20 protein-coding genes are annotated in these 24,482 nt (G+C 66.3%); 14 read left to right on the top strand and 6 right to left on the bottom strand.

The genetic code is table 11. The annotated features are described in order from the left end of the window. The first annotated feature begins 209 nt into the window (after nt 1–209). The gene (locus EF294_RS16940; protein ID WP_123932154.1) at nt 210–734 is read left to right on the top strand and encodes an FBP domain-containing protein; all 525 of its coding nucleotides are present in this window, start codon (nt 210–212) and stop codon (nt 732–734) included. A 112-nt stretch (nt 735–846) separates the two neighbouring features. On the opposite strand, the gene katG is transcribed toward EF294_RS16940, so the two are convergent. Next, nucleotides 847–2,997: a catalase/peroxidase HPI gene (katG, locus tag EF294_RS16935; protein ID WP_425459445.1), complete on the bottom strand. Its 2,151-nt coding sequence runs from the start codon at nt 2,995–2,997 to the stop codon at nt 847–849. Nucleotides 2,998–3,111: 114 nt separating this feature from the next. Continuing rightward, a complete protein-coding gene (locus tag EF294_RS16930; protein WP_123932152.1) occupies nt 3,112–3,555 on the bottom strand; it encodes a Fur family transcriptional regulator in 444 nt (147 codons plus the stop codon). A 156-nt stretch (nt 3,556–3,711) separates the two neighbouring features. On the opposite strand from EF294_RS16930, the gene EF294_RS16925 reads away from it, so the two are divergent. Together EF294_RS16925 and EF294_RS16920 are read left to right on the top strand one after the other, a co-directional pair. Continuing rightward, on the top strand, nt 3,712–4,647 hold the full coding sequence (locus tag EF294_RS16925; RefSeq protein ID WP_246007924.1) for an N-acetyltransferase: 936 nt from the start codon (nt 3,712–3,714) through the stop codon (nt 4,645–4,647). After that, entirely contained in the window at nt 4,644–5,537 is an 894-nt protein-coding gene (locus EF294_RS16920) for a coiled-coil domain-containing protein (protein ID WP_123932151.1), read from the top strand. Before EF294_RS16925 ends, EF294_RS16920 begins: the two co-directional genes overlap by 4 nt. A gap of 22 nt (nt 5,538–5,559) precedes the next feature. Here EF294_RS16920 and EF294_RS16915 read toward each other — a convergent pair whose 3' ends face one another. After that, complete coding sequence (locus tag EF294_RS16915) at nt 5,560–6,525, bottom strand: alpha/beta hydrolase (RefSeq protein ID WP_123932150.1); 966 nt, start codon at nt 6,523–6,525, stop codon at nt 5,560–5,562. A gap of 59 nt (nt 6,526–6,584) precedes the next feature. Then, complete coding sequence (locus EF294_RS16910; protein WP_123932149.1) at nt 6,585–7,934, bottom strand: VWA domain-containing protein; 1,350 nt, start codon at nt 7,932–7,934, stop codon at nt 6,585–6,587. A 131-nt stretch (nt 7,935–8,065) separates the two neighbouring features. Here EF294_RS16910 and EF294_RS16905 point away from each other — a divergent pair, with 131 nt between their 5' ends. Beyond that, nucleotides 8,066–8,509 carry a PPOX class F420-dependent oxidoreductase gene (locus EF294_RS16905; RefSeq protein ID WP_246007923.1) on the top strand — a complete coding sequence of 148 codons (444 nt, stop codon included), beginning with the start codon at nt 8,066–8,068 and terminating at the stop codon, nt 8,507–8,509. On the opposite strand, the gene EF294_RS16900 is transcribed toward EF294_RS16905, so the two are convergent. Continuing rightward, nucleotides 8,501–10,450 carry a heavy metal translocating P-type ATPase gene (locus EF294_RS16900; protein ID WP_123932147.1) on the bottom strand — a complete coding sequence of 650 codons (1,950 nt, stop codon included), beginning with the start codon at nt 10,448–10,450 and terminating at the stop codon, nt 8,501–8,503. The two genes, EF294_RS16905 and EF294_RS16900, sit on opposite strands and share 9 nt — an antisense overlap. A 60-nt stretch (nt 10,451–10,510) precedes the next feature. Here EF294_RS16900 and EF294_RS16895 point away from each other — a divergent pair, with 60 nt between their 5' ends. The 10 genes from EF294_RS16895 (at nt 10,511) to EF294_RS22480 (ending at nt 24,079) form a co-directional block, all read left to right on the top strand. Next, nucleotides 10,511–10,870 (top strand): ArsR/SmtB family transcription factor, encoded by a 360-nt coding sequence (locus tag EF294_RS16895; protein ID WP_014362227.1) that lies wholly within the window; start codon nt 10,511–10,513, stop codon nt 10,868–10,870. Between the two features lie 71 nt (nt 10,871–10,941). After that, nucleotides 10,942–11,901: an arsenic resistance protein gene (locus EF294_RS16890; RefSeq protein ID WP_123932146.1), complete on the top strand. Its 960-nt coding sequence runs from the start codon at nt 10,942–10,944 to the stop codon at nt 11,899–11,901. A 70-nt stretch (nt 11,902–11,971) separates the two neighbouring features. Continuing rightward, nucleotides 11,972–12,517 carry a YceI family protein gene (locus EF294_RS16885; RefSeq protein ID WP_123932145.1) on the top strand — a complete coding sequence of 182 codons (546 nt, stop codon included), beginning with the start codon at nt 11,972–11,974 and terminating at the stop codon, nt 12,515–12,517. Between the two features lie 319 nt (nt 12,518–12,836). Then, entirely contained in the window at nt 12,837–18,329 is a 5,493-nt protein-coding gene (locus EF294_RS16880; RefSeq protein ID WP_123932144.1) for an ATP-binding protein, read from the top strand. 586 nt (nt 18,330–18,915) lie between these two features. Next, on the top strand, nt 18,916–19,527 hold the full coding sequence (locus EF294_RS16870; protein ID WP_123932143.1) for a class I SAM-dependent methyltransferase: 612 nt from the start codon (nt 18,916–18,918) through the stop codon (nt 19,525–19,527). Nucleotides 19,528–19,641: 114 nt separating this feature from the next. Beyond that, a complete protein-coding gene (locus tag EF294_RS16865; RefSeq protein WP_123932142.1) occupies nt 19,642–20,283 on the top strand; it encodes a hypothetical protein in 642 nt (213 codons plus the stop codon). Nucleotides 20,284–20,529: 246 nt separating this feature from the next. After that, nucleotides 20,530–21,804, top strand: a complete 1,275-nt coding sequence (locus tag EF294_RS16860) for an APC family permease (protein WP_123932141.1) — start codon at nt 20,530–20,532, stop codon at nt 21,802–21,804. 64 nt (nt 21,805–21,868) lie between these two features. Continuing rightward, nucleotides 21,869–22,633: an ABC transporter permease gene (locus tag EF294_RS16855; protein WP_123932140.1), complete on the top strand. Its 765-nt coding sequence runs from the start codon at nt 21,869–21,871 to the stop codon at nt 22,631–22,633. A gap of 403 nt (nt 22,634–23,036) precedes the next feature. Further along, nucleotides 23,037–23,930 (top strand): alpha/beta fold hydrolase, encoded by an 894-nt coding sequence (locus tag EF294_RS16850; RefSeq protein ID WP_123932139.1) that lies wholly within the window; start codon nt 23,037–23,039, stop codon nt 23,928–23,930. Next, nucleotides 23,924–24,079, top strand: a complete 156-nt coding sequence (locus tag EF294_RS22480; protein WP_123932138.1) for a maleylpyruvate isomerase N-terminal domain-containing protein — start codon at nt 23,924–23,926, stop codon at nt 24,077–24,079. The genes EF294_RS16850 and EF294_RS22480 overlap by 7 nt, the downstream gene beginning before the upstream one ends. Before the next feature lie 31 nt (nt 24,080–24,110). On the opposite strand, the gene EF294_RS16840 is transcribed toward EF294_RS22480, so the two are convergent. Beyond that, nucleotides 24,111–24,482 (bottom strand): integrase core domain-containing protein (locus tag EF294_RS16840; RefSeq protein ID WP_185091131.1); only part of this gene is annotated, 372 nt, incomplete at its 5' end.

The raw sequence follows: 24,482 nt of genomic DNA, 5'->3' as shown, positions 1-24,482 counted from the left end.
GTCGCCGGCGCCCGCGCCGGCCGCAGATGACCACAGGCCTGCGCCGCGAACGCCCGATGGTGGCGTTCGCGCGATGAGTCATATCCGCGGACACCCGCTCCGCATCCCCTTCACCACCGTGCGAGGTCACCACCCGTGCGGCCGGCCGTCGACGCCGCGCCTGCACGGCGGATCACCCTCGCGCGGTGCGCAACTCCCAGGAGTCCTCCATGCGACCCATGACCGAATCAGAGATCCGCGCATCGTTCGTCAACACCTCGGTGCGCGAACGCAAGGCGATCCCGATGCCCGACGCATTCGACACGATCCGGTGGGACCGGCTCGATTACCTCGGTTGGCGCGATCCCAAGTCACCCGCCATCGGGTACCTCGTTCTCAACCCCGCGCCCGACGCAGGTGACGACCCCGGGGCGGGCGGCGGTGCCGAGCCGACCGGGATCATGCTGCGTGCCGGCGCCGTCCCGGCCCGCACTCGACCGCAATGCGCACTGTGCGAGGACATTTCGCTACCCAGTGAGGTGATCCTCTTCGCCGCGCGACGCGCGGGTGCTGCGGGTCGCAAGGGTGACACCGTCGGAACCCTCATCTGTGCGAACTTCGAATGCTCGGAGAACGTGCGGCGCAAGCCGTCGTCGGTGATGGCCGGTGACGATCCCGAGCGGGTCCGGCAGCTGAGAATCGGTGCGCTACGCGAGCGGGTCGCACGGTTCGTCGCCCGAGTCGGAAGCCGGTGATCCGGTGACACACAGCGATCGGTGAGTCACGACGATCGGTGAGTCACGCGATCGGGGGCACCGACGCGACATGCGCGACGATGCCCCCGATCGGGTGCGATGACCGGTCAGGTCAGTGCAGGTCGTACCGGTCGAGTTCCATCACCTTGGTCCACGCGGCGACGAAGTCGGCCACGAACTTCTCCGTGGAGGTGTCCTCGGCGTACACCTCGGCCAATGCCCGCAGATCCGAGTTCGATCCGAAGGCCAGATCCACACGCGTACCGGTCCACTTCTGTGTGCCGGTCGCGCGATCGGTCGCGACGTATGTGCCGTCATCGGCCGGCGACGGCGCCCACTCGACGTCCATGTCACAGATGTTGACGAAGAAGTCGTTGGTCAGCGCGCCGGGCGTCTCGGTGAGCACACCAAGTGACGAACCCTGATAGTTGGCGCCCAGCACACGCAGACCACCGACGAGCACCGTCATCTCCGGTGCCGAGAGGGTCAGCAGGTTGGCCTTGTCGACCAGGTTGTACTCGGCGGGCAGTGCGTTGCCCTTGCCCTCGTAGTTACGGAAGCCGTCGTAACGCGGCTCGAGGTACGCGAACGACTCGACGTCGGTCTCGTCCTGCGAGGCGTCGGTACGACCGGGCGTGAACGGCACCGACACCGACAAGCCGGCAGCCTTGGCGGCCTTCTCGATACCGACGACACCGCCGAGCACCACGAGATCGGCGAAGGACACCTTCGGGCCGGACTCCTTGTTGAAGGCGTCGGCTATCCCCTCCAGGGTGCTGATGACCTGTGCCAGCTCGTCCGGTTCGCTGGATTCCCAACCCAATTGGGGCTGCAACCGGATCCGGCCGCCGTTCGCGCCGCCGCGGAAGTCGCTGCCGCGGAACGTCGCAGCGGCCTTCCATGCGGTCGAGACCAGTTGTGCCACCGACAGACCGGACTCGAGGATCGACGACTTCAACGAATCGACGTCGGCGTCGGAGATCGTCGGACCCTGCTGTGCGGGAACGTTGTCCTGCCACAGGTAGGTCTCGGCGGGCGCCAGCGGACCGCGGTAGCGGATGGCCGGGCCCATGTCGCGGTGCAGCAGCTTGAACCAGGCCTTGGCGAACTCGTCGGCCAGTTCTTCGGGATGATCGAGCCAGCGGCGGGTGATCTCGCCGTAGATCGGATCGAACCGCATCGTGAGGTCGGTGGTCAGCATCGACGGGTGGGTCTTGCCGTCGCCCTGGGCCATCGGCACCGAATTGGCCCAGCCGTTGTCCTTGGGCTTCCACTGGTTGGCGCCGGCCGGGCTCTTGGTCAGTTCCCATTCGTTGCCGTAGAGGATCTCCAGGAACGAGTTGTCCCACTTGGTGGGGGTGTGGGTCCAGGTGACCTCGAGACCGCTGGTGATGGTGTCGTTGCCGACGCCGGTGCCCTGCGGGTTCTTCCAGCCCAACCCCATCTGCTCGAGGGGTGCGGCCTCGGGCTCGGGGCCGAGTTTCTCGGCGTCACCGTTGCCGTGGGTCTTGCCGAAGGTGTGTCCGCCGACGATAAGCGCGGCGGTCTCCACGTCGTTCATCGCCATCCGGCCGAAGGTCTCCCGGATGTCCTGGGCGGCAGCGAGATAGTCGGGATTGCCCTCGGGCCCTTCCGGATTGACGTAGATCAGACCCATCGTGGTGGCACCCAGCGGCTTCTCGAGGGTGCGCTCACCGGAGTAGCGCAGATTGGTGCCCAGCCACGTCGACTCCGCACCCCAGTACACCTCCTCGGCCTCCCACTCGTCGGGGCGCCCGAACGCGAATCCCTTGGTGTGGAAACCCATGTCCTCGAGTGCGACATTGCCGGCGAGGACCAGCAGGTCCGACCACGACAGCGCCTTGCCGTACTTCTTCTTCACCGGCCACAACAGTCGGCGCGCCTTGTCGAGGCTGACGTTGTCCGGCCAGCTGTCCAGCGGCGCGAAACGCTGCATGCCGGTGCCGGCACCTCCGCGGCCGTCCTCAACGCGGTAGGTACCCGCGGCGTGCCACGACATCCGGATGAAGAACGGTCCGTAGTGGCCGAAGTCGGCGGGCCACCACGACTTCGAGTCGGTCATGACCGCCTTGACGTCGGCGACGAGTGCGTCGACGTCGAGATCGGCGAGCGCGGCGTCGTAGTCGAAGTCGCCGCCGCGCGGGCGGATGACGTCGGGATTATGGGCCAGGACACGCAGATTCAGCTTCTCCGGCCACCACTGGTTGTTGCCACCGCCCTCCACGGGTGGCCGGATGTGCATGGGGCATCCTGAGCCCGACGGCTCTCCGGATGGGGTCTGGGCCTCCCCGATGGGGGGTGCGGCTTGCTCGTCAGACACGACATTCCTTTCGGTGATGGGTGATCCGGGCTGTGATCACGGTCGTGACCCGGGGTGTGAGGAGGCTGCGCACTCTGCGCACAGACCCCAGTAGATGACCTCGGCCTCGTCGAGGAGAAAACCGTTGTCGTCGGCGGCGGTCAGACACGGGCGTTCGCCGACCGCGCAGTCCACGTCGGCGATGGCCCCGCAGCCGCGGCACACCGTGTGGTGGTGGTTGTCGCCCACACGCGCCTCGTACCGGGCCAGGTGGCCCGACGGCTGCAGGCGGCGGACGAGTCCGACGTCGGTGAGTGCCGCGAGGATGTCGTACACCGCCTGTCGAGAGACGTCCGGCAGGTCCGCGCGGGCGGCCTGGAAGATCGACTCCGTGTCGGCGTGGGGGTGCGCATGAACGGCCTCGAGCACCGCCACCCGCGGACGGGTGACGCGGAGTTCCACGGAGCGCAACATGCCCGCGAAGTCCGACGATGAGGTCACGACGCACAGTATGCACGCTTTTCTGGAATCATTCAGAACTTTCGCAAAATGAGACGCGCGCAGAACTGTTGGTGCTGGTCACGCGCCCGAAATGGGGTGCGGTGGCGACGCCGGGCCGCACTGTCCCGACCCCAAGGTGCATGACAAAGTGGAGTGGTGAACGTCGAGGAGCGAGGAGTGGGCGTGGTGCCCGACGCACCCCTTGACCCGATGGCCTCCGCGGTGCTCGCGGAGTCGGTGGCGTGGCGTTCGTCGTGGCATCCCGACGGTTCGCGCCACCTCGTCGACGGGGACTTCGAGTTCTACCTGCACGGTGCCGACGCCACCCTGTTGCGGTTCCACGGTCCCGACGGCGATCCGCGGCGGATACTCGACGACGCGCTGCGGACGGTGTCCGCCCACGGCGCGTCCGGTTTGCGAATCGCGATGGGATTGGGCACTTTTGCCGATCTCGACGACGCCGAGGTAACGCGCCGCGGCGGAACCCTCGTCGCAGTGGTCGACGTCGTCGCACGCGCGGTGGACGCGTCGGTGGCGAATTCGGTACCGGTGCCGACCGAGATCGCGGTGCGCCGTGTGCAGACCGCCGACGACCTCGCGCTGTTCGCCTCGATCTCCGAACGAGCCTGGGGGTTCGCACCACCGGTGCTCGCCGACCCCGGCTTCGACGTCGGCGATCCCACGACGCGTCTGTTCATTGCCGAAAGAGTCTCCAGTGCAGCGTGTTCTGCATCGGCGGAACCTGCCGGCGATCATGTCGGCGCCGGTGGATTCGAACTGGCGGGCCCGACCGCACGGTTCTGGGGTGCGGCAATCCTGCCGGCATATCGCGGACGTGGCGCCTACCGGGCACTGGTGGCCGCACGCCTGTGTGACGCGCTGGGGTGCGGTGCACGACTGGCACTCGTGCATGCCGAGCAGACATCCTCGCCCATCCTCCAACGAATCGGTTTCGCGCGGTATGCGCAGCGCCGGCTGACCTGGTTTCCGGTGCCCGGCCACGTGGATCGGGCGCAGGGGAGTTGGGCGCAGGGGAGTCGGGCGCAGGGGAGTCGGGCACAGGGGAGTCGGGCACAGGGGGAGCAGAGATGACACCTTCCGGGTCCGGGTTGGACTTCGACGAGGTCGCGGACGAACTGTACGGACTACCTTCCGGTGACTTCACCGGTCGGCGCAATGCGCTCGCTCGCCAGGCGCGCGGCGCGGGAGACCGCGATCTCGCCACGGCGATCGCGGCGCTGCGTCGTCCCACCCAGTCGGCGTGGTTGCTCAACCAGTGGATCCGGCGCCACCCCGACGGTGCCGACGAGATCACCGAACTCGCTGCCGCACTTCGGGATGCCCAGCGTCGTGCCGACGCCGCCCGGATGCGTGATCTGTCGGCCCGCAGGCAGCAGGTGATCGCCGAGGTGGCGGGCCGGGTGACACACCTCGCCGCCGATCTGGGCGTGACCGTGTCCGGCGCCGCCGACCGCGAGATCGTCGCCACGCTGCGAGCGGCCGTCGCCGACGAGTCCACCGCAACCCTCCTGTGTCGTGGCCGCATGGTGGCCGCCGCCGAATACACCGGATTCGGGCCCGCCGGGATCGTGGCGGTTCCGGCGCCCACAACCGCCGAAGAGGCGCAAGGCGATACCGGCGATGGCCGGGCCGGACAAGGTGAGGCCGAACGTTCCGCGGCCCGCGAGCACACCCGCGCAGAGCTACGACGAGCGCGCGAAACCGCGACGAGTGCGCAGCAGGGTGCCACCGACGCGCAGGCGACGGCGACGGCCGCTCGCGATGCTGCCGAGGTACTCGCCGCAGACGCCGATCGGTTGCGCGCAGAACTCGCCCGGGTGGAGCAGGAACTGGGTTTCGCGCGCCGACGCGCTACGGCAGCCGAGCATGAATATGCCTCCGTGGCAAAGGAATCGGCTGCGGCATCCGCACGCGTGGCGGCACTCGAGCAGGAATTGGGCGAGCTCGACGATCACTCGTGATGCGAGGTCGGCTCGATGGGAGTCAGACCGCGGGTCCCATGGCCTCATCCAGCACTTCGCACTGACGCTCGAAGAAGCTCTCCGACACCGCGGCCCGTGGCGCGAACATGTCGAACGCGTGAAAACCGCCGGGGACGGTGTCCACGGTGACCGGCACTCCCGCGTCCTTCAGGCGTTCGGCGTAGGCCAGGTCTTCCGCGAAGAACAGGTCACGGGTACCCACCCCGATCCACGCCGGTGGCAATCCGGTCAGATCGGTCCGGCGCGCGGGCACGGCGATCGATGGGTCGGCGCCGCCGAGATAGGACGCCCAGCCGAGCCGATTCGACGACGGGCTCCACACGCGATAGTGCTTCGGATCGTCGGACCCCGCCGTCGTGCGGTCGTCGAGCATCGGATAGACCAGCAACTGGAACACCGGAGTGACACTGCCTGTGTCTCGACCGGCCATGTCCCGGCATCGCAAGGCCAGCGCGGCGGTCAGTCCACCACCGGCGCTGGCGCCGCCGATGAGGATCTTCTCCGGGTCCACATCATCTTGTGCGGCAAGCCAATCGAGGCCGCGATGGCAGTCTTGGACCGGCACCGGGTAGGGGTGCGCCGGCGCCAGGCGATAGTCGACGGCCGCGACCGGAACACCAAGCCGGTCGGCGAACTTCCGGCACAGCGCGTCATCCTCGGCCGCGGTACCGATGACATAGCCGCCGCCGTGAATCCACAGCAGCGCGTGACCGGTTCCGCGTGGGTTGCGCGGGCGATGAAGCCGCACGCTCACCCGATCGCCGAGGTCGACCACCTCGACGTCGCCGGGGATGTGACGCGAGAGCGCACCCGAGAGCACCTGCAGCGGGCGCAGTGTCAGTGAGGTGACCACCGTGCGGGGCAGCAGCCGCGCCGCCAGCGTGAGATCGGGATGGAAGCCGTTCGTGTGGCTGTCGCCCGGATGACTGGCGTCGGGGTGGGTGCTGTGGGGAACCGGTGTGGGCATCGTGCCAGTATCACCCGACCCGCCCGCGGACGGCAGGCGTTCCGGTGGCAACGGTCCGCTCAGCGCGGCACGTACCGAGCATCGACGATGCTGTGGCGGACCGCCTCGCGCAGCCACTCGGGAAACTCGGTGAGCAACTGCTCGTACAGGTCGGCGTCACTCATCGCGTCGACGTCGTCGATCGCGAAGAATCCGGCGTTGTCGACGACTCGACCCGTCAGGGTGTCCAGTTCGGTGAGAATCCCGAATCGATTGCGCCCCAATCCGATGAACTGCCAGAACACCGGCCGCGACGACGCGGTGTGGATCAGCGAGCGGATCGCGGGCACCTTGGAGTGGAATCCGCCGTCTGTGAAGAACAGCACCAGCACCGGTTCGCCACCACCGGCAACGTCGAGGATCGCGTTCATGATCGGGAGTTCCTCGTTGACCCCGCCGATCTGCCGGTCGTAGTCGATCTCCGGGCCCAGCGGTGCGCCGTGGCGGCCCGTGAGATGGATGTAGGTGTCCATCCAGATCTCGGAATCGGCGACGGTGACGTCGGGTAACTTCGCGTATCCCGAGCCGTACAGGTATGCCTCGAGGTTGCCGTCGGAATCGAGTTGGGTCGCAACCGGGATCATCCGTTCGACGACGCGGTGCACGGTCTGTTTCTTGTACAGCTTGCGCATCGACATGGTCTTGTCGATGACCAGCACGACCCGCGCGGTGGCACCGGCGGCGCCCTTGGTGAGCAGTACCCGATGGACCTGCTCCTTGCGGAGGTTGAGTTTCTGGCGCTTTTCCAGCGAGAGTTTCTCCTCGCCCTTGACCATCCGGATGCCGGGTGTGGAACCCGGAGCAGTCGGTGTCGCAGAGACCCGGGTCTGGGATCTCGGGGCGTCGGGTGTCGGGGTCTGAGATGTCGGGGTGTCGTCGACGGTCACCCCGTGCTCGCGCACCAGAGACGCGAAACCGGCGTCCCACCCGGCAGATTCGCTGCGGACCTTCCACTGGGCGTTGCGCCGGTAGATCTCGATCAGCACCGCTGCACGTTCGGAACGCAGCCCCTGCGCCGGCGCGACGATGGTGTCGGCGCCGGCGGTGAGCGTGGTCTCGATGGTCGACTCGCCCAGGGTGGCGGGCGCGTCGACGGAGACGCCGATCGCGATGCGCTCGATCCCGTCGGCGACTCGTGTCAGGTCGATGTCGAGCGTGGCCGGGCCGGTCAGGGTCACTTCGGCGCCGGGACTGCGAGGATTGTTGTAGAAGACGAAGTCGGCGTCGTTGCGGACGCGGCGGTCGGGGCCGAGGACGAACGCCACCACGTCGAGCGCGGGTCCACCACCGGTGGCTGTACCGATCGCCACCGTGAGCCGGTCGGTCGACAGCGGGGTGTTCTCGCCGCGTCCGAGGATGCGTGGGGTCATGCCAGGTCCTCCCGTGGTGTCGGCCCGAGGTGGGCCGTCCGGTCACGACCCTACGTGGACCGCTCGCCGCGGTCCCCGGATGTCGATCGGTCGATGGAATACCGTCGCGGCGGTCCATGGTTGGCACGTACATGACCACCGAGACCGCTCCCGAAGCCTTCGATCCGCGCACACTCATCGCAGAAAGCTCGATCGGGATCCTTGCGACCATCAAGGCCAACGGCGTTCCCCAGCTCTCGCCCGTCACCGTCGTCTATGACGATTCCGCCGACCGCATCTACGTGTCGATGACCGAGGGGCGAGCCAAGACCGCCAATCTGCGACGGGATCCCCGCGCCGCCATCGAATTCACCAGTGCCGACGGGTACACGTGGGCCACCGCCGAGGGCACCGTCACGCTCACGGGGCCGGGGACCGATCCGGACGGACCGGACGTCGACGCCCTCGTCGAGTATTACCGGCGTGGGGCGGGGGAACATCCGAATTGGGCGGAGTACCGCAAGGTGATGGTGACCGATCGGCGGGTGCTGATGGAGTTGGCCATCACCCGGGTGTACGGGGCGAAGTTACGCTGACCCGCCGCCGGTGTCGGCCGGCCACGCGCGACGCGAGAGCAGGCGTAGACCGTTGAGCGCCACCAGAATCGTCGAACCCTCGTGGCCGGCAACCCCTAGCGGCAGGGGCATCGTGCCGACGATGTCCCACGTGACCAGGACCGCGATGACCGACGCCGCGATCACCAGATTGGCGACCACGATCCGGCGGGCGCGTGCGGCCAGGCGCAGGATCGCGGGCACGGCGGTCAGGTCGTCGCCGACAATGACGATGTCGGCGGTATCGAGGGTGACTTCCGAGCCGATGCCGCCCATGGCGATCCCGACGTCCGCGGTGGCCAGTGCCGGTGCATCGTTGACGCCGTCGCCCACCACGGCCACCCGGTGCCCACTCGTGCGAAGATCGCCGACCGCGGCCACCTTGTCCTCGGGAAGCAGACCCGCCCGGACGTCCTCGACTCCCACCCGATGTGCGAGATCGTGTGCTGCAGAAGAATTGTCGCCCGTGAGGAGGATCGGGGACATGCCCGTCAGCGCGCGCAGGGAGACCACCGACGCCCTCGCCTCACCACGTGGTTGATCGCGCAGTTCGATCAAGCCCACCGCTGCGTCATCGACCTGCACCACGACCGTCGTTGCCGTGGTGGTCGCAGCACGAGCCCGGATGCCGGCATCGGCGGTCGGTGCGGAGGCGTTGACGATCTCGACGTCGTGGTCGGCGACGCGCGCTCGAACCCCGTGACCGGGGATCGCGGCGAATCGACTGACCGGTTGCGGGGTCCATCCGGCGTCGGCCGCGGCGGCGACGATGGCGCGTCCGACCGGGTGTTCACTGTGTTGCTCGGCTGCGGCCGCGATCGCCAGTATCTCGTCGCGGTGCCGTCGACGGGGGTTGTCGAGTTCGATGACGGCGGTGACCGCGGGCGCGCCGGTGGTCAGGGTGCCGGTCTTGTCCAGTGCGACACAGCTGATTCGGGCCGACTTCTCTAGGGCTACAGCAGATTTCACCAGTACGCCGTGCCGGCTCGCGGTGGCCATCGCCGCCAGCAACGGTGGCATCGTCGCCAGGACCACCGCGCATGGCGATGCCACGATCATGAACGTCATGGCGCGCAGGAGGCTGGTCCGCAAGTCCTCGCCGAAGGCGAGTGGTACCGCGAACACCGCGAGTGTGGCGCAGACGACCACGACCGAATACACGCGCTCGACCTTCTCGATGAACAGCTGGGTGGACGCCTTGGTCGACGAGGCCTCGTCGACCATTGCCACGATGCGGGCGACCACCGTGTCTCCCGCTGCGGTGTCGACCCGGATGCGCAGGGCCCCGGTACCGTTCAACGTGCCGGCGAACACCTTGTCGCCCAGGGACTTCGGCGCAGGTAGTGGTTCGCCGGTGATAGACGCCTGGTCGACATCGCTGGCGCCCTCGATGACGATGCCGTCGGCCGGCAGTCGTTCGCCGGGCCGGATCGCGACGACGTCGCCGGGTACGAGCACCGACGCCGCAACGGTCTCGAGCGTGCCGTCGTCGGCAACCAGGGTGGCCTGATCGGGCGTGAGGTCGAGCAGTCCGCGGATCGACTCCTCGGTGCGTCGGGTGGCGAGATCCTCGAGTGCGCCCGACGTCGCGAAGATGACGATCAGCAACGCTCCGTCGAAGACCTGGCCGATGGCGGCCGCGCCGAGCGCTGCCACGATCATCAGCAGGTCGACGTCGAGAGTGCGGGCACGCAGGGCCCGCAGGCCGTCGAGGGTCGGCTGCCACCCGCCGCTGAGATAACAGCCCAGGTAGGCGACGGCAGTCACCCATCCGGGCCCGCCGAACACGTCCAGGATCGCGCCCGCTGCGCCCAGCAAGACCGCAACCAGTGCCCAACGGACCGACGACACCGACATCGCGATCGTGTGCCAGGAGCGGCTCGGTCGTACAGTGCTCAGCTCACGCGATGCCACCATTTGCATATGCAGAAGACTACACATGTAGATATGTACATGTAAGTCCCCCATGGTTGAATGTCGCCCATGGGACACGGAGTCCAGGGTCGATCGACCCCCGCTGCCGAACTCGACGCCGCCGCAGCCGCAACGGTCGCCGAGACGTTGCAGGCCCTGGCATCCCCGAACCGGCTGATGATCCTGACCCGGCTGCGCAAGGGGCCGTGCGCGGTGACCGAACTCGCCGAAGCGGTCAACATGGAACAGCCCGCCGTGTCGCACCAGCTGCGCCTGCTCCGCGCGCTGGGACTCGTGGTGGGTGAGCGGCAGGGCCGCAGCGTGGTCTACAGCCTCTACGACTCCCATGTCGCCGCACTCCTCGACGAGGCCGTCTATCACATCGAGCATCTGCATCTCGGTGACCGTGGATCCCGTGATCTCGCATAACCCCGCGTCGGCCGCAATGGAACTCTGCCCGCCCGTAGTGGAACCCCGGTCGTGATGGAACCCTGCCCGTGATGGATCACCGTCAGGTCCCGCTGTATCTCCTCGCGTTGATCGTCGGGGGAGTGATCGGCATCGGTGCGCCGGGCCTTTCTCCCGTGCTCACGCATCTGATCACCCCGGCACTTGCCGCCCTGCTCTACGTCACCTTTCTGCAGGTGCCCGCGAGCGGGGTGATCGCAGCACTGCGTGATCTCCGGTTCCTCGGTGCGGTGCTCGTCGCCAACTTCGTCGCCGTTCCGCTCGTCGTGGGAGCGATGTATCCCTTTCTGCCGGGCAACCAGGCGATCCGCATCGGAATGCTGCTCGTGCTCCTGTGTCCGTGTATCGACTACGTCATCGTCTTCACCGGCCTGGCGGGCGGCGACCGACGCAGACTCCTGGTGTCGACGCCCCTGCTGCTCCTCGTGCAGATGGTGTCGTTGCCACTGTTCTTGATGACATTCCTGGGTGCCGACCTCGCGGCGGTGGTCGACGTGGAGCCGTTCCTCGTGGCGTTTGGCACGTTGATCGTCATCCCGCTCGGACTCGCCTGGGCCACACAATGGTGGTCGTCGGGATATTCTCGGTCGGGACATCCTCGGGGGCAACGTTTTTCGGAGGCGGTGTCGACGACGATGGTCCCGCTGATGATGCTCGTGCTCGCCGTGGTCGTCGCCTCGCAGATCCCCACGGTCGGCGACGCCGCGGGTGCGGTGCTCGCCAGTGTTCCGTTCTACGTGGCCTTTGTCGTGGTGATGCTGTGCATGGGGCTCGTCATCGCCCGATGGGCGCGTCTGGACGTTCCGGCCGGCCGGGCGGTGATGTTCAGCGGCGTGACGCGCAATTCGCTGGTGGTTCTTCCGCTGGCGTTGGCCCTGCCCGCGGGGTTCGAGGCGGCCGCGGTCGTGGTGGTGACCCAGACGCTCGTCGAGGTCCTCGGGATGGTGGCCTGTGTGCGGGTGGTGCCACGGCTCCTGCCGATGCCGGTGTGAGTCCGCGCCGTGCCCGGGCATCTTCCTCAGGTCGCCGTCGATGGCAGCTCGGCCGACTAGAGTCGCGGTCATGGTTTCGACGACGTGGGAGCTGTCGGCCGCCGATGGGACGGTGACGGTGCGTACCGACGTGACGGGTCCGGCCGCGCGCACCGGCCACCGACTGACGATCGAGATGACCGAATGGACCGCGCAGGTGCGGTGGGCCGGCGCCGAGCCGGACTCGCTGACCACGCGGGTCGTCGTCGATTCGTTGCAGGTCCGCTCCGGCGAGGGTGGGGTCACGCCGATGTCCGGTCCGGAACGTGCGGTGGCGAGGGCCAATGCCCTGAAATCGCTCAAGGCGGGCAGGTTTCGTGAAATCGAATACGAGTCCAGCTCGATCATCAAGTCCGACAACGGTTATCGCGTGGAGGGTGCGGTGCGCATCCTCGGCCGCAGCCGTAGTTGCCCGCTGGAGCTGACGGTGACCGACGCCTCGGGTCGGTGGCATCTCACCACCAAGACAGCGCTGGTGCAGACCGAGTTCGGGGTCAAGCCATGCACGCTGATGATGGGTGCACTCAAGGTCGCCGACGAGGTGACGGTGACGGTCGAGGTGGACCGCCCCGCGTGACGTGCGTTGTGCATCGAGACGGTGCTTACCGGCGGGTAAAGTTACTATCCATTGTCGCAGTTACACGCTCGCGAATCACACCGATCCGATGCCCGCGGACCGGTGTGAACTTCTCGGTGTGTCGCGGACGTACTCGCGCGTAGCGAAATCATTCGTAAGAATCGTCCCCGATCGGTTGTCGGCGCGATGCACCTCGTGAAGAGATGGTGGCAGCGCCCGCCGGAGCCACCCCGCGCGATTCGGGTGGGGACGATCGTGGTCGCGTCCGCGCTCCGCGTGCGGACAATCGTTGGGTATGACAAAAGATGAGGAGTCGGTGATGTTCACTCGCATTGCCATCGTGAACCGGGGTGAGTCGGCCGTCCGGCTCATTCACGCCGTTCGGGGCTTGTGCGCAGAAACGGGACAGTCGATCGAGGTCGTCGCGCTGCACACCGATGTGGATCGCAACGCGACCTTCGTCCGTGAAGCCGACATCGCCTACGACCTCGGCCCGGCGGCCGAGCGGCCGTACCTGAACCTCAAGGTGCTCGAGCGTGCACTGCTCGAAACCGGCGCCGACGCGGCATGGGTCGGCTGGGGCTTCGTGGCCGAGGATCCGCTATTCGCCGAACTGTGCGACCGGATCGGCGTCACCTTCATCGGCCCTTCGGCCGAGGCCATGCGCAAGCTCGGTGACAAGATCGGTGCCAAACTCATCGCCGAAGAGGTCGGCGTTCCCGTCGCCCCGTGGAGCCGCGGCGCGGTCGACAGCGTCGAGGAAGCGGTCACCGCGGCAGCCGACATCGGCTATCCGCTCATGCTCAAGGCGACCGCGGGTGGCGGCGGTCGCGGTATCCGCGTGATCACCAACGACGACGACCTGCGCGAGGCATACGCCCGCACCCGTGACGAGGCCGCACGCGCCTTCGGTAGTGGTGTGGTCTTCCTCGAACGGCTGGTGACGGGCGCCCGTCACGTCGAGGTCCAGGTGATCGCCGACGGCCAGGGCACCGCGTGGGCCCTCGGAGTGCGTGACTGCTCGGTGCAGCGCCGCAATCAGAAGATCATCGAGGAGTCCGCGTCGCCGGTCCTGTCGCTCGAGCAGGTTGCCGACCTCAAGGCCTCGGCCGAACGACTCGCGGTCGCCGTCGGTTACTGCGGTGCGGCGACCGTGGAATTTCTCTATCACCCCGGCGAGAAGCTCTTCGCGTTCCTTGAGGTCAACACCCGACTGCAGGTCGAGCACCCGATCACCGAGGCCACCACCGGCTTCGATCTCGTCCGGGCGCAATTGCACGTCGCCTCCGGAAACAAGCTGGAAGGCGAGCCGCCCACCGAGCGCGGCCACGCGATCGAGGCGCGGCTCAACGCCGAGGATCCCGACCGCGACTTTGCGCCCGCGCCGGGCCGGATCGCGCGCCTCGAATTGCCCGCGGGTCCGGGCATCCGCGTCGACACCGGTGTCAGCGCCGGCGACACCATCCCCGCCGACTTCGACTCGATGATCGCCAAGATCATCGCCTACGGCCGTGACCGCGATGAGGCCCTCGGTCGTCTGCGCCGGGCGATGACCGAGACCCGCGTCATCATCGAGGGGGGCGCCACCAACAAGAGCTTTGTCCTCGAACTGCTGAGTCAGCCTGAGGTGATCGACGGCAGTGCCGACACCGGCTGGATCGACCGCGTCCGTGCCAAGGGTGGCCTCGTCGCCCATCGGCACTCGGCGGTCGCGCTGGCGGCCGCCGCGATCGACGCCTACGAGGAAGAGGAACTCGTCGAGCGGCAGCGCCTGTTGTCTACGGCATCGGGCGGTCGCCCGCAGGTGCAGCACGACAGTGGCCGACCGCTGGATCTAAAATTACGTGGGGCGACCTACCGCGTGCGCGTGGCGCGGATCGGTGCGCACCGTTTCCGCGTCGGCATCGAATCCGGCGACCATACCTACAGCGCCGACGTCGACCTGGAACGGTTCGACGAGCACGCCGCTCAATTGGTCATCAATCACGTTCGTTACCGCCTGATCACCGACACTCACGGCCCGGTGCACCTCGTCGACGTCGATGGCGTGACCCACCGCGTCAGCCGCGACGAGGGCGGCGTGGTGCGTTCGCCCGCTCCCGCGCTGGTCGTCGCGACCCCGCTGGAGGTCGGAGACGAGGTAGAGGCCGGCGCCCCGGTGCTGGTGCTCGAGAGCATGAAGATGGAGACGGTGCTGCGGGCGCCGGTCCGATCACGACTCAAGGAGTGCGTGGTCTCCGTCGGCACCCAGGTCGAGACCGGCGCGGCGTTGATGCGCCTGGAACCCCTCGCCGACGACGATGACGCGGACGCGGCCGAGGAGGCCACCGAGGGCGTCGAGCTCGAGCTGCCGTCGATGCCCGCCGACATCGAGCCGCACGAACGCTCGACCCGCACCCTCGAGGACTTGCGCAGCCAACTACTCGGTTACGACGTCGATCCGCACGATCGGACTCGGCTGCTCGATGACTATCTGGCGGTCCGGCACGCGGTCATCGAATCCGGTCGACGGCCGTTGTCTGACGAACTCGAACTGATCACCGTGTTCGCGGATCTCGCCGAGCTGAGCCAGAATCGTCCCTCTGAGGACCAGATGGGCGTCGAGCATGTGCACAGCGCCCGGGAGAATTTCCACACCTACCTGCAGAGCCTTGACGTCGAACGCGACGGGCTCCCGCAGTCGTTTCACGATCAGTTGAGCCGGGCACTCGCGCACTACGGGGTCAGCGATCTCGACCGGACCCCCGAACTCGAGGCCGCTGTCTTCCGTGTGTTCCTGGCGCTGCAGAATCCGTCGGACTCGGTCACCTCGGTTTCGACCCTGCTGCGCGAGTGGCTCGGGGAGCCCACACCGCGTGAGGAACTGCAGGACCGTGTCGGGGTCGCTCTCGACAAGCTCGTCTCCGCGACGCAGCTGCGGTTCCCGGCGATCGCCGACCTCGCCCGTGGCGTCGTTTACTCCTGGTACGGCCAGCCACTGCTGCGCCGTAACCGGGCCCGGGTGTATGGCGAGCTGCGCGAACACCTGCGTTACCTCGACGCCAATCCCGCCGCCGCCGACCGTGACGAGCACATCGCCGACATGGTCCGCTCCACCGAGCCGCTGGTTCGTCTGCTCGGCCAGCGGATGGTTCGAGGGATCGCCGACAACACGGTCATGCTCGAGGTGCTGACCCGCCGCTATTACGGCAACAAGGGCCTGCGCGAGGTCCGTGTGCAGGAGTTCGGCGGTGCGAGCTTCGTCATCGCCGAGCGCAATGGCCTGAGCCTCGTCTCGGCCGCAGTCCGGTTCGACGAGCTCGGCACGGTGCTCTGTGGTCTCGCCGAGATGGCGCGTGGGGTGGTCTCGGTCGACGCCGACATCTACCTCTCGTGGGAGGAGCAGCCCAGCGATTTCGACGCCATGGCCGATGCATTGCATGAGCGGATCTCCGCGGCCTCACTGCCGCAGCAGGTGCACCGGCTGACCATCGCGGTGGCCGGCAGCAACGAGGCGCTCATGCATCACCACTTCACGTTCCGGCCGTCGTCGACGGGCATGGCCGAGGAGCGCCTCATCCGCGGGCTGCACCCATATATTGCCCAGCGGATGCAGATGGAACGGCTGCGCAAGTTCGACCTCACGCGTCTGCCGTCGGCGGATGACGAGGAGGTCTACCTGTTCCATTGTGTGGCCAAGGAGAATCCGTCCGACGAGCGGCTGATCGCCTTCGCCCAGGTGCGCGATCTCACCGCGTTGCGCGAGACCGACGGCAAACTGCTGACGCTGCCTCGTGCCGAGAGCATCCTCTCGTCCTGCGTCGACTCAATCCGTCGTGCGCAACGCCGTTCCAACCTGACCTCGACCACCAACCGCATCGTCATGTACGTCTGGCCGCCGATCGACGGTGCCCGCGACAACCTGCAGACCATTGCCGACCACATCCGCGGCACCGCCGCCGGGGTGGGACTCGAAGAGGTCCTGCTGATCGCGCGCCAGCGTGATCGCGAGAACGGTGAACTGACGAAGGTCGCTGTCCGGTTCGCGGTGAACGCCGCTGGCGGCTTCGACGTGATCGTCGGTGAGCCGTCCGACGAGCCGATCGAACCGGTCGACGCGTTCCGGCAGAAGGTGTTACGCGCCGCGCGTCGCAATACCGTCTACCCCTATGAGCTGGTGGGATTGCTCGGCTCCTTCGATGAGTACGACCTCGACGACGAGCAACGATTGGTGCCGGTGGACCGGCCCAAGGGCCGCAACTCGGCGGCGATCGTCGCGGGCGTGATCACAACTCCCACCGACAAGTACCCGCAGGGCGTGACCCGGGTGGTGCTGCTCGGTGATCCGACGAAGTCGCTCGGTGCCCTCTCCGAACCGGAGTGCGCCAGGGTCATCGCGGCCCTCGACCTCGCCGAGTCGATGCAGGTGCCGCTCGAGTGGTACGCGTTGTCCTCGGGTGCCCGGATCTCGATGGACTCCGGTACCGAGAACATGGACTGGGTCGCTCGGGCGCTCAAGCGGGTCGTCGAGTTCACCCAGGCGGGCGGCGAGATCAATATCGTGGTCGCCGGAATCAACGTCGGTGCGCAGCCGTACTGGAACGCCGAGTCGACGATGCTGATGCATACCAAGGGCATCCTGGTGATGACCCCGGACTCGGCGATGGTGTTGACCGGCAAGCAGTCACTGGACTTCTCCGGCGGCGTGTCCGCGGAGGACAACTTCGGTATCGGCGGATACGACCGGGTGATGGGCCCCAACGGCCAGGCCCAGTACTGGGCGCCCAATCTCGTCTCGGCTCGCGATGTGCTGATGTCGCACTACGACCACACCTATATCGTTCCCGGTGAGCAGACGCCGCGTCGTGCCGAATCCTCCGATCCGGTCGCCCGTGACATTTCCGACTACCCACATGTGTTGTCCGGCAGCGACTTCACCACGGTCGGGCAGATCTTTTCGCCCGCGCACAACCCGGATCGCAAGAAGCCCTTCGATATTCGGACGGTGATGCGGGCCGTCGCCGACCAGGATCAGACCGTCCTCGAGCGTTGGGCGGGGATGGCCGACGCCGAAACGGCGGTGGTGTGCGACGTCCATCTTGGCGGAATCCCGGTGTGTCTGTTGGGCATCGAGTCCCGAGAGGTGCAGCGCCGCGGCTACAAGCCGACCGACGGGCCCGACACCTACACCGCAGGCACATTGTTCCCACAGTCGTCGAAGAAAGCGGCGCGGGCGATCAACGTGGCCAGCGGCAACCGTCCATTGGTGGTGTTGGCCAACCTCTCCGGCTTCGACGGATCGCCGGAATCGATGCGCAAACTGCAGTTGGAGTACGGTGCCGAGATCGGCCGGGCGATCGTCAACTTCCGTGGACCGATCGTCTTCTGCGTCATCTCGCGTTACCACGGCGGCGCGTTCGTGGTGTTCTCGAAGGCGTTGAATCCCAACATGACCGTGCTCGCGATCGACGGGTCGTTCGCGTCTGTCCTCGGCGGTGCACCCGCGGCCGCTGTCGTATTCGCCGGTGAGGTGGGCAAGCGTACGGCCGCCGACGTGCGGGTTCGTGAGGTCGAGGCCCGTCTCGCGCAGGCTTCGGGTGGCGACCGTCCCGCGATCAACGCCGAGCTCGCCGACATCCGTCAGTCGGTGCGTGCGGAGAAGATCAGCGAACTCGCGGCCGAGTTCGACTCGGTGCACAGCATCCGACGTGCCGTCGAGGTTGGTTCGGTCGACGCGGTGATCAACGCCGCGGAACTGCGTCCGCGCATCATCGCCGCCATCGAGAGCACCCCCGTCTGGGCCGGTGCGGGAGACCGCATGGCGACCTCCTGAGCGTCCACTCCGTTCGAGGCCGCGACCCCGCCCTTACCGATTACGGTGACGGCGGGGTCGTGTCGTCCGGTTCACGGGCCTTGGGTGATCCACGGGTGAGCTGCGGGTGTCTGTCTGCATCCTGAAATCGACAGTGACTCAACCGTCTGGCCGCGGGTACCGCCGCCGTCACGACGGCCGCGATGCGTTCCGGGCATTCGACCTCGGTAGCGGTGGCATCGTGATCGCTCGGGGTTCAACGATGTTGCGCGCCGACGACTTCGACGAGCACAGGTGTGAGGACGTGCATGTGGTGGTTCTTGGCATCTGTGTGGCCATGACCGTGGACTTCGACGCCGATGCCGAGGGCGGGCACTGGCCAGCGCGGGAATCATGTGCCCCCAGTTGGTCGCTATCGAGCCTGCGCCACCGTGGACCAGGACGACCGCCGTCCGCCGGGTCGCCGTGCTTCTCGAAGTACAGTGTCAAAGGCATCGCGTCACAGGCATCGTGGTCCTCCAAACCTCGTGCGGATACGATGCCGATACCGACTCGGCCCGACCACGCACTTCATCGTTCCCGGGCCCGTCATTGCTATCGTCGAGACGTGTCGCGCACCGAGCCGGGTCGCAGAAGGTGGAATCACAACATCCACTATCACCAGGTGATCCTTGATGCGCTTCCCGCGCATGCGCGAACGGCTCTCGACGTGGGGACCGGTGACGGGCTTCTGGCCGTCGAGCTGTCCGAACGGCTCGACGACGTGTCGGCGATCGACGCCGATGCCGCAGTGCTGAATCGGGCAGGAGGCGAAGCCGAGGGGGTGGAGTGGATACGCGGCGATGTGATGAGTTGCCCGTTCGGGCGGACCTTCGATGTAGTCGCGTCGGTGGCAACGCTTCACCAGCTACCCGACCTCCGAGCGGGTCTCCTGCGGTTGGCGGACCTCACTGCACCTGGGGGCGTTGTTGCGGTCGTGGGCCTGGCTTACTCCGCACGGCCTACCGACTACGTGCTCGACCTGGTCGGAATGCTCCAACATCGTTGGCTGTCGTGGCGATTCGGATATTGGGAGCACTCAGCACCCATCGTATGGCCCCCGCCGCACTCCTATTCCGAGGTACGCCGGTGTGCGCGAGAACAGTTGCCGGCAGTGCAGTTTCGGAGGCTGGCGATGTTCCGGTACGCACTGGTCTGGCCGAAGCCCGGCGCTGGGTAGTCACTGTCGGGTAGTCATTGCGTGCTCCACGAGCGGTGGCCCAGATCGCCAGATCATTTTCTCCTCGAGCGAAACAGTCGAATGCCGAATCCCAATGCTGAAAAGGAAGTTCCAGTGAGCTACGACCTCTACGTTCTCCCGTGGCACTTGGCCACCGATGCTGCGTCGGCTGAACAGGCAATGCAGGTGGACTTCGGGACCGATCCAGATACTTGCGCTCACTCGATGGGATCGCCACTCACGGATCTGGTCACCCAGATTGTCGAAGGCCAGCGTGAACGTGGAATCGAACATGAAACACCCGAGCCGATGGTGTCGGGTGTTTATGTCACTGCTTCGTGGGGGGATGTCGTACAAAGCCGAATGGTGGTGATACCTCTGGCTGCTGACCACGGCTTCGATGTCTACGACCCGCAGGAGAATCTGTACATCGCCACCGAGCACTCCGTTCCTGTGTCGGTGGCGCATGGCAACCTTGGCCGATTCCCGTTGCTCAGCGCGTGCATGCTGACAGAATTGGTCGACCGGTTGGGGCAACCCGAGCCATACATCGTCATCGAACGCGACACGGAGGTGTACGTGCAATCTCGCGCCAGGGACGACGGGCGCTTCGATCTGGAATACCGAGACGGCTCCGCGGATCGTCACTTCGCCACGATCACTGATGCCGATCGTCTTCCGGAGTTGCTGTGGGCCTGGACCGTGGGTGGTCCTGCCACGCTCTCCGATGTTGAATGGTCGAAGCTACGACTGTGAGATCGTCTTCGACAACCTGTGGCGCCAGGTTGCGGCGCCAGGTGCTACTGGCGTCGTCAGGCATCGGACGCTTTTGCCGAAGTTGAACGCTTTTGCACTCCATCGCCCGAGGGTCTGTCGTGCGGCGATCGGCTCCGGCCACATGGTGATCGGCTGTTCATCTGTCGTTGATGGCCCCGACGGGAGCATGTTCACGCTGTAGATGAGTCTGTTGTTCGGTGATCTTGTCGAGCTCAGGGAGCGGGTATGACGCCGGAGAACCCGGATGTCGAGGATTCGGGTCCTCGGTTGCGCCGCGGTCTTGGCTTGTTCGACGCGGTGATGATCGGCGTGGGGTCGATGATCGGCGCGGGAGTGTTCGTCGTGATGGGCCCTGCTGCGGCGGCTGGGGGGTCGGGACTGTTGATCGGTCTGGCGATTGCGGCAAGCGTGGCGTACTGCAACGCGACGTCGTCGGCCCGCCTCGCCGCTCGGTATCCGGCGGCGGGCGGCACCTACGTCTACGGCAGGCACCGTCTCGGACCCTTCTGGGGTTACCTGGCCGGCTGGTGCTTCGTCGTTGGTAAGACCGCATCGTGCGCGGCGATCGCGTTGACTGTGGGTGGCTATCTCTGGCCCAGCCATATGCACGGCGTAGCTGTCGCAGCCGTGGTCGCGATCACCGCAGTCAATTACCGCGGCATACAGAAATCAGCTCTTCTCACCAGGGTCGTCGTCGCGGTGGTACTCGCCGTGCTGGCCGCGGTGGTGGTCAGCGTGGCAGTGTCGTCGTCGGCAGACCCGGCCCGCCTTGCCCTTGTCGACGATGTTTCTGTCGGAGAGGTACTGCAAGCTGCCGGGTTGTTGTTTTTCGCGTTCGCCGGGTACGCCCGCGTCGCCACCTTGGGGGAGGAGGTCGGTGACCCCGCACGCGTTATCCCACTGGCCATTCCGATCGCACTCGGTATCAGTTTGATCGTCTATGCGGCGGTGGCAGTGGCCGGACTCGCGGCTCTCGGCCCAGCGGGGCTGGCGTCGGCGACGGCTCCGCTTATCGACACCGTTCGGTCGGTCAACGCGGACTGGCTGGTCTCGGTGGTGCGGTTCGGAGCTGCGATCGCAGCGCTCGGTTCGCTTGCTGCGCTTCTCCTGGGCGTCTCGCGCACCGTGCTGGCCATGGCACGTGACCGTCACCTACCGAGTGCTTTGGCCGCAATTCATGACCGATTCGGTGTCCCGCATCGTGCCGAGGTGGCCGTGGCCGTCGTGGTTGCCGTCGTTGCGGGATTCGCGGATGTGCGTGACGCGATTGGCTTTTCGTCGTTTGGCGTTCTGATCTACTACCTGATCGCGAATGCCGCGGCATGGACGCTCTCGCCCCAAGAGGGGCGTCCGCCGCGGGTGATTCCCATGGTGGGCGCAATTGGTGCGCTTGTGCTGGCGGTGTGTTTGCCTGTCGCGTCGGTGGTGTCCGGTGCGGCCGTCCTGATGGGCGGCACGATCGTCTACCTTGTCAGCGCCCGGCGTCGAGCTCGAGTCTGAGTTGTTCCGGTGGCACCCACGTGTCCACCGGAGCCCGCCGATCCGGTAGGGCAATGATGAAGGTGTGAACGATGTCGGCAATGCGGTGGTGCGGATCGGACCGGTGCTCGGGGTTGTGGTGGTTGTACTGGTGGTTGGCGCAGCACTGCTGAACTACTTCGGCGCCACCGGACACACGCGGCAGGTGGTGATTGCGGCCATACGGGCAGCCGGACAGCTGGCCGCCATCGCCGTAGTCCTCGCCGTGGTGATCGGCACGCTGTGGGCCTCGACGCTGTTCGTGGCAGTCATGGCGACGGTGGCCGCGGCGACGTCGGCCGGCCGGATCGGCGGTCGTCGTGCGCCGATCCGGGCCATTGGCAGCACGTTATGGTGTTTACTGCCGGTTGCGGTGCCGACGATCGTCGTGGTGGCCGGCATCGTCGCGCTCGGGGTGCTCCCGGCCACTGGTCTGGCGATCATCCCCACTGCCGGAATCATGTTCGGTGGTGCCATGAACACCACGTCGTTCGCGGGCCGTCGCGCTCACGACGAACTCACCACCCGGCGAGGCGAAGTCGATGCCGCGCTGTCATTGGGTTTCGTGCCGCGCGAGGCCAGGATGGAGATCAGCCGCAGCGCCGCAGCGACTGCGCTGATCCCCGGTATCGACCAGACGCGCTCGGTTGGGCTGGTCACCATTCCGGGCGCGTTCGTCGGCATGGTCTTGGGCGGCGCGTCGGTCACCACTGCGGCGATCATGCAGTTGTTCGTGCTGATCTCGTTGCTGGTCGTAAGCGCCTTCGCGGTTGTAGTCACCACCGAACTCGTTGCCCGCGGAACGCTCTGATCGGTCACCACGCAAGGTGAGGTGTGTTGTCTCCGAGGCGATCTAGAGCTTTCGCGGATGATCCGTGCAGGCAATGTCGTCCAAGCCGACGGAATCCGCAGAGCAGCTTCACGCGCCAGCGATGCTCGATCCATACGCGTGAGGACTTCGATCAGTGTCGCGCTGGCAGTGGCAGGCGCACGATCAAGTTGTTCGGCGGGTACAGGATCATCGCCGCCGCGAGCTCACGAGCCGGTCCCCGGAGCGCTCGATGGACGTTCAGTAGATTCCGCCGTCATCGACGACATCCAGTGCTCGCGCCAACCCACAGTACTGTCGGTGACTTCGAGTAGCTGTTCTAGCTTGTTTGTATAATCAATACTTGAGAATATAAAGTGAGCACTGAAGATGGGGGAGGCCGACCATGACCGCTGGAGAACGGCCCGTTTGGGTCGACGACGAGCTGTTTCCTTTTGACAGCCGGTTCGTCGAAATCGATGGCAATGTAGTCCACTACGTGGACGAGGGGAGCGGGCCGACCCTGCTCATGCTCCACGGAAATCCGACCTGGTCGTTCTTGTGGCGCGATGTGATCCGAATTCTCCGAGGCAACTTCCGATGCGTCGCCCTGGACTACCCGGGCTTTGGCCTGTCCACCGCGAAACCTGGATACCGCTTTCGGCCCGAGGAGCACGCCGATGTCGTTGCCGCGTTCGTCGAAGCGCTGAGCATCAAGAGTGCCACGCTCGTCGCCCAGGACTGGGGTGGACCGATTGGACTGGGGGCCGAGCGGCGTCATCCGGGAACATTCGATCGGCTGGTTCTTGCCGACACCTGGGCGTGGCCAACGAATGGAGATTTCTACTTCGAAGCGTTCTCCCGCATTGCAGGCTCCTATCCGCTTCGTGCCCTGGCACACCGCTTCGGCCTTGTCGTCGATCTCCTTGTTCCGGCCGGCCACCGGCGCCGCGCGCCCACCGAGGCCGAGATGACGCACTATCGACGAGCTCAAGACACTCCCCGGCGGCGACGGGGGTCAGCAATTCTGCCCCGCTGCATCACGGCGAGCCGCGAGTTTTTCACCGCCGTCGAGTCGACTCTCGGCGACGTCTCCGACTTGCCGACTCTCATCCTGTGGGGCGGTGCAGACCGGGTGTTCCGAGATGTCGAGAGAAGGCGACTGGAGGCGGCGCTTCCGCATCACCGGACGGTCATCGTCGACGGCGCCGGCCTCTACGTCGCGTCCGATGCCCCGGACGAGTTCGCTGCGGCGATCGTTGAGTGGTCGGCCGAACTTGGCCGAGTCGATCCATGTTGAGTGTCCGGCATCTAGCCCAGGCTGAGCGTCGCAGCTTTGCGGTCTTCTTGCGTGAGTTGAGCGATGACGACTGGCAGGCACCGTCGTTGTGCGCGGGGTGGACGGTGCACGACGTCGGGTCAAGTCCTTCGGAGTGGTGTACAGGTTGATCTGGAGTGTTCCCGCTTTTGTGGACACGGTTTAAGCGGAGAGTTCCGCCGGACTCCTATATCCTAACTCGTATTCCACGGGCGTCGAATAGTTCAGTGTGGAATGCCTGCGCTTGCGATTGTAGTAGGTTTCAATCCAATCGAATGTTTCGGACTTGACTCGTTCGATCGTGGGCCACGGCTTGGTATGGACCAATTCCTTTTTGAACGAGGCGAAGAAAGATTCCGATACAGCATTATCGTAACAAATCCCGATACGCCCCAGAGAGCGTCGGACCTTGTTTTTCCGGCAGAATGCGTCGAACTCTTTCGACGTGTATTGGGTACCGCGGTCGGAATGAAAGATCACCCCGGCCGCAGGCCGGCGATGGGTGATCGCCATCGTCAACGCGTCGGTGACCAG

Origin of the sequence: Gordonia oryzae (assembly GCF_003797185.1) — a bacterium.
Lineage (GTDB): Bacteria > Actinomycetota > Actinomycetes > Mycobacteriales > Mycobacteriaceae > Gordonia > Gordonia oryzae.
This window is presented reverse-complemented; position numbering and strand designations above follow the sequence as displayed.

What these genes read in the sequence shown, in the direction of transcription:
- EF294_RS16880 (WP_123932144.1), top strand. Translation starts at nt 12,837, where the DNA reads ATGTTCACTCGCATTGCCATCGTGAACCGGGGTGAGTCGGCCGTCCGG.
- EF294_RS16900 (WP_123932147.1), bottom strand. Translation starts at nt 10,450, where the DNA reads ATGCAAATGGTGGCATCGCGTGAGCTGAGCACTGTACGACCGAGCCGC.
- katG (WP_425459445.1), bottom strand. Translation starts at nt 2,997, where the DNA reads ATGCACATCCGGCCACCCGTGGAGGGCGGTGGCAACAACCAGTGGTGG.
- EF294_RS16910 (WP_123932149.1), bottom strand. Translation starts at nt 7,934, where the DNA reads ATGACCCCACGCATCCTCGGACGCGGCGAGAACACCCCGCTGTCGACC.
- EF294_RS16920 (WP_123932151.1), top strand. Translation starts at nt 4,644, where the DNA reads ATGACACCTTCCGGGTCCGGGTTGGACTTCGACGAGGTCGCGGACGAA.
- EF294_RS16915 (WP_123932150.1), bottom strand. Translation starts at nt 6,525, where the DNA reads ATGCCCACACCGGTTCCCCACAGCACCCACCCCGACGCCAGTCATCCG.
- EF294_RS16860 (WP_123932141.1), top strand. Translation starts at nt 20,530, where the DNA reads ATGACGCCGGAGAACCCGGATGTCGAGGATTCGGGTCCTCGGTTGCGC.
- EF294_RS16940 (WP_123932154.1), top strand. Translation starts at nt 210, where the DNA reads ATGCGACCCATGACCGAATCAGAGATCCGCGCATCGTTCGTCAACACC.
- EF294_RS16895 (WP_014362227.1), top strand. Translation starts at nt 10,511, where the DNA reads ATGGGACACGGAGTCCAGGGTCGATCGACCCCCGCTGCCGAACTCGAC.
- EF294_RS16890 (WP_123932146.1), top strand. Translation starts at nt 10,942, where the DNA reads ATGGATCACCGTCAGGTCCCGCTGTATCTCCTCGCGTTGATCGTCGGG.
- EF294_RS16850 (WP_123932139.1), top strand. Translation starts at nt 23,037, where the DNA reads ATGACCGCTGGAGAACGGCCCGTTTGGGTCGACGACGAGCTGTTTCCT.
- EF294_RS16905 (WP_246007923.1), top strand. Translation starts at nt 8,066, where the DNA reads ATGACCACCGAGACCGCTCCCGAAGCCTTCGATCCGCGCACACTCATC.
- EF294_RS16885 (WP_123932145.1), top strand. Translation starts at nt 11,972, where the DNA reads ATGGTTTCGACGACGTGGGAGCTGTCGGCCGCCGATGGGACGGTGACG.
- EF294_RS22480 (WP_123932138.1), top strand. Translation starts at nt 23,924, where the DNA reads ATGTTGAGTGTCCGGCATCTAGCCCAGGCTGAGCGTCGCAGCTTTGCG.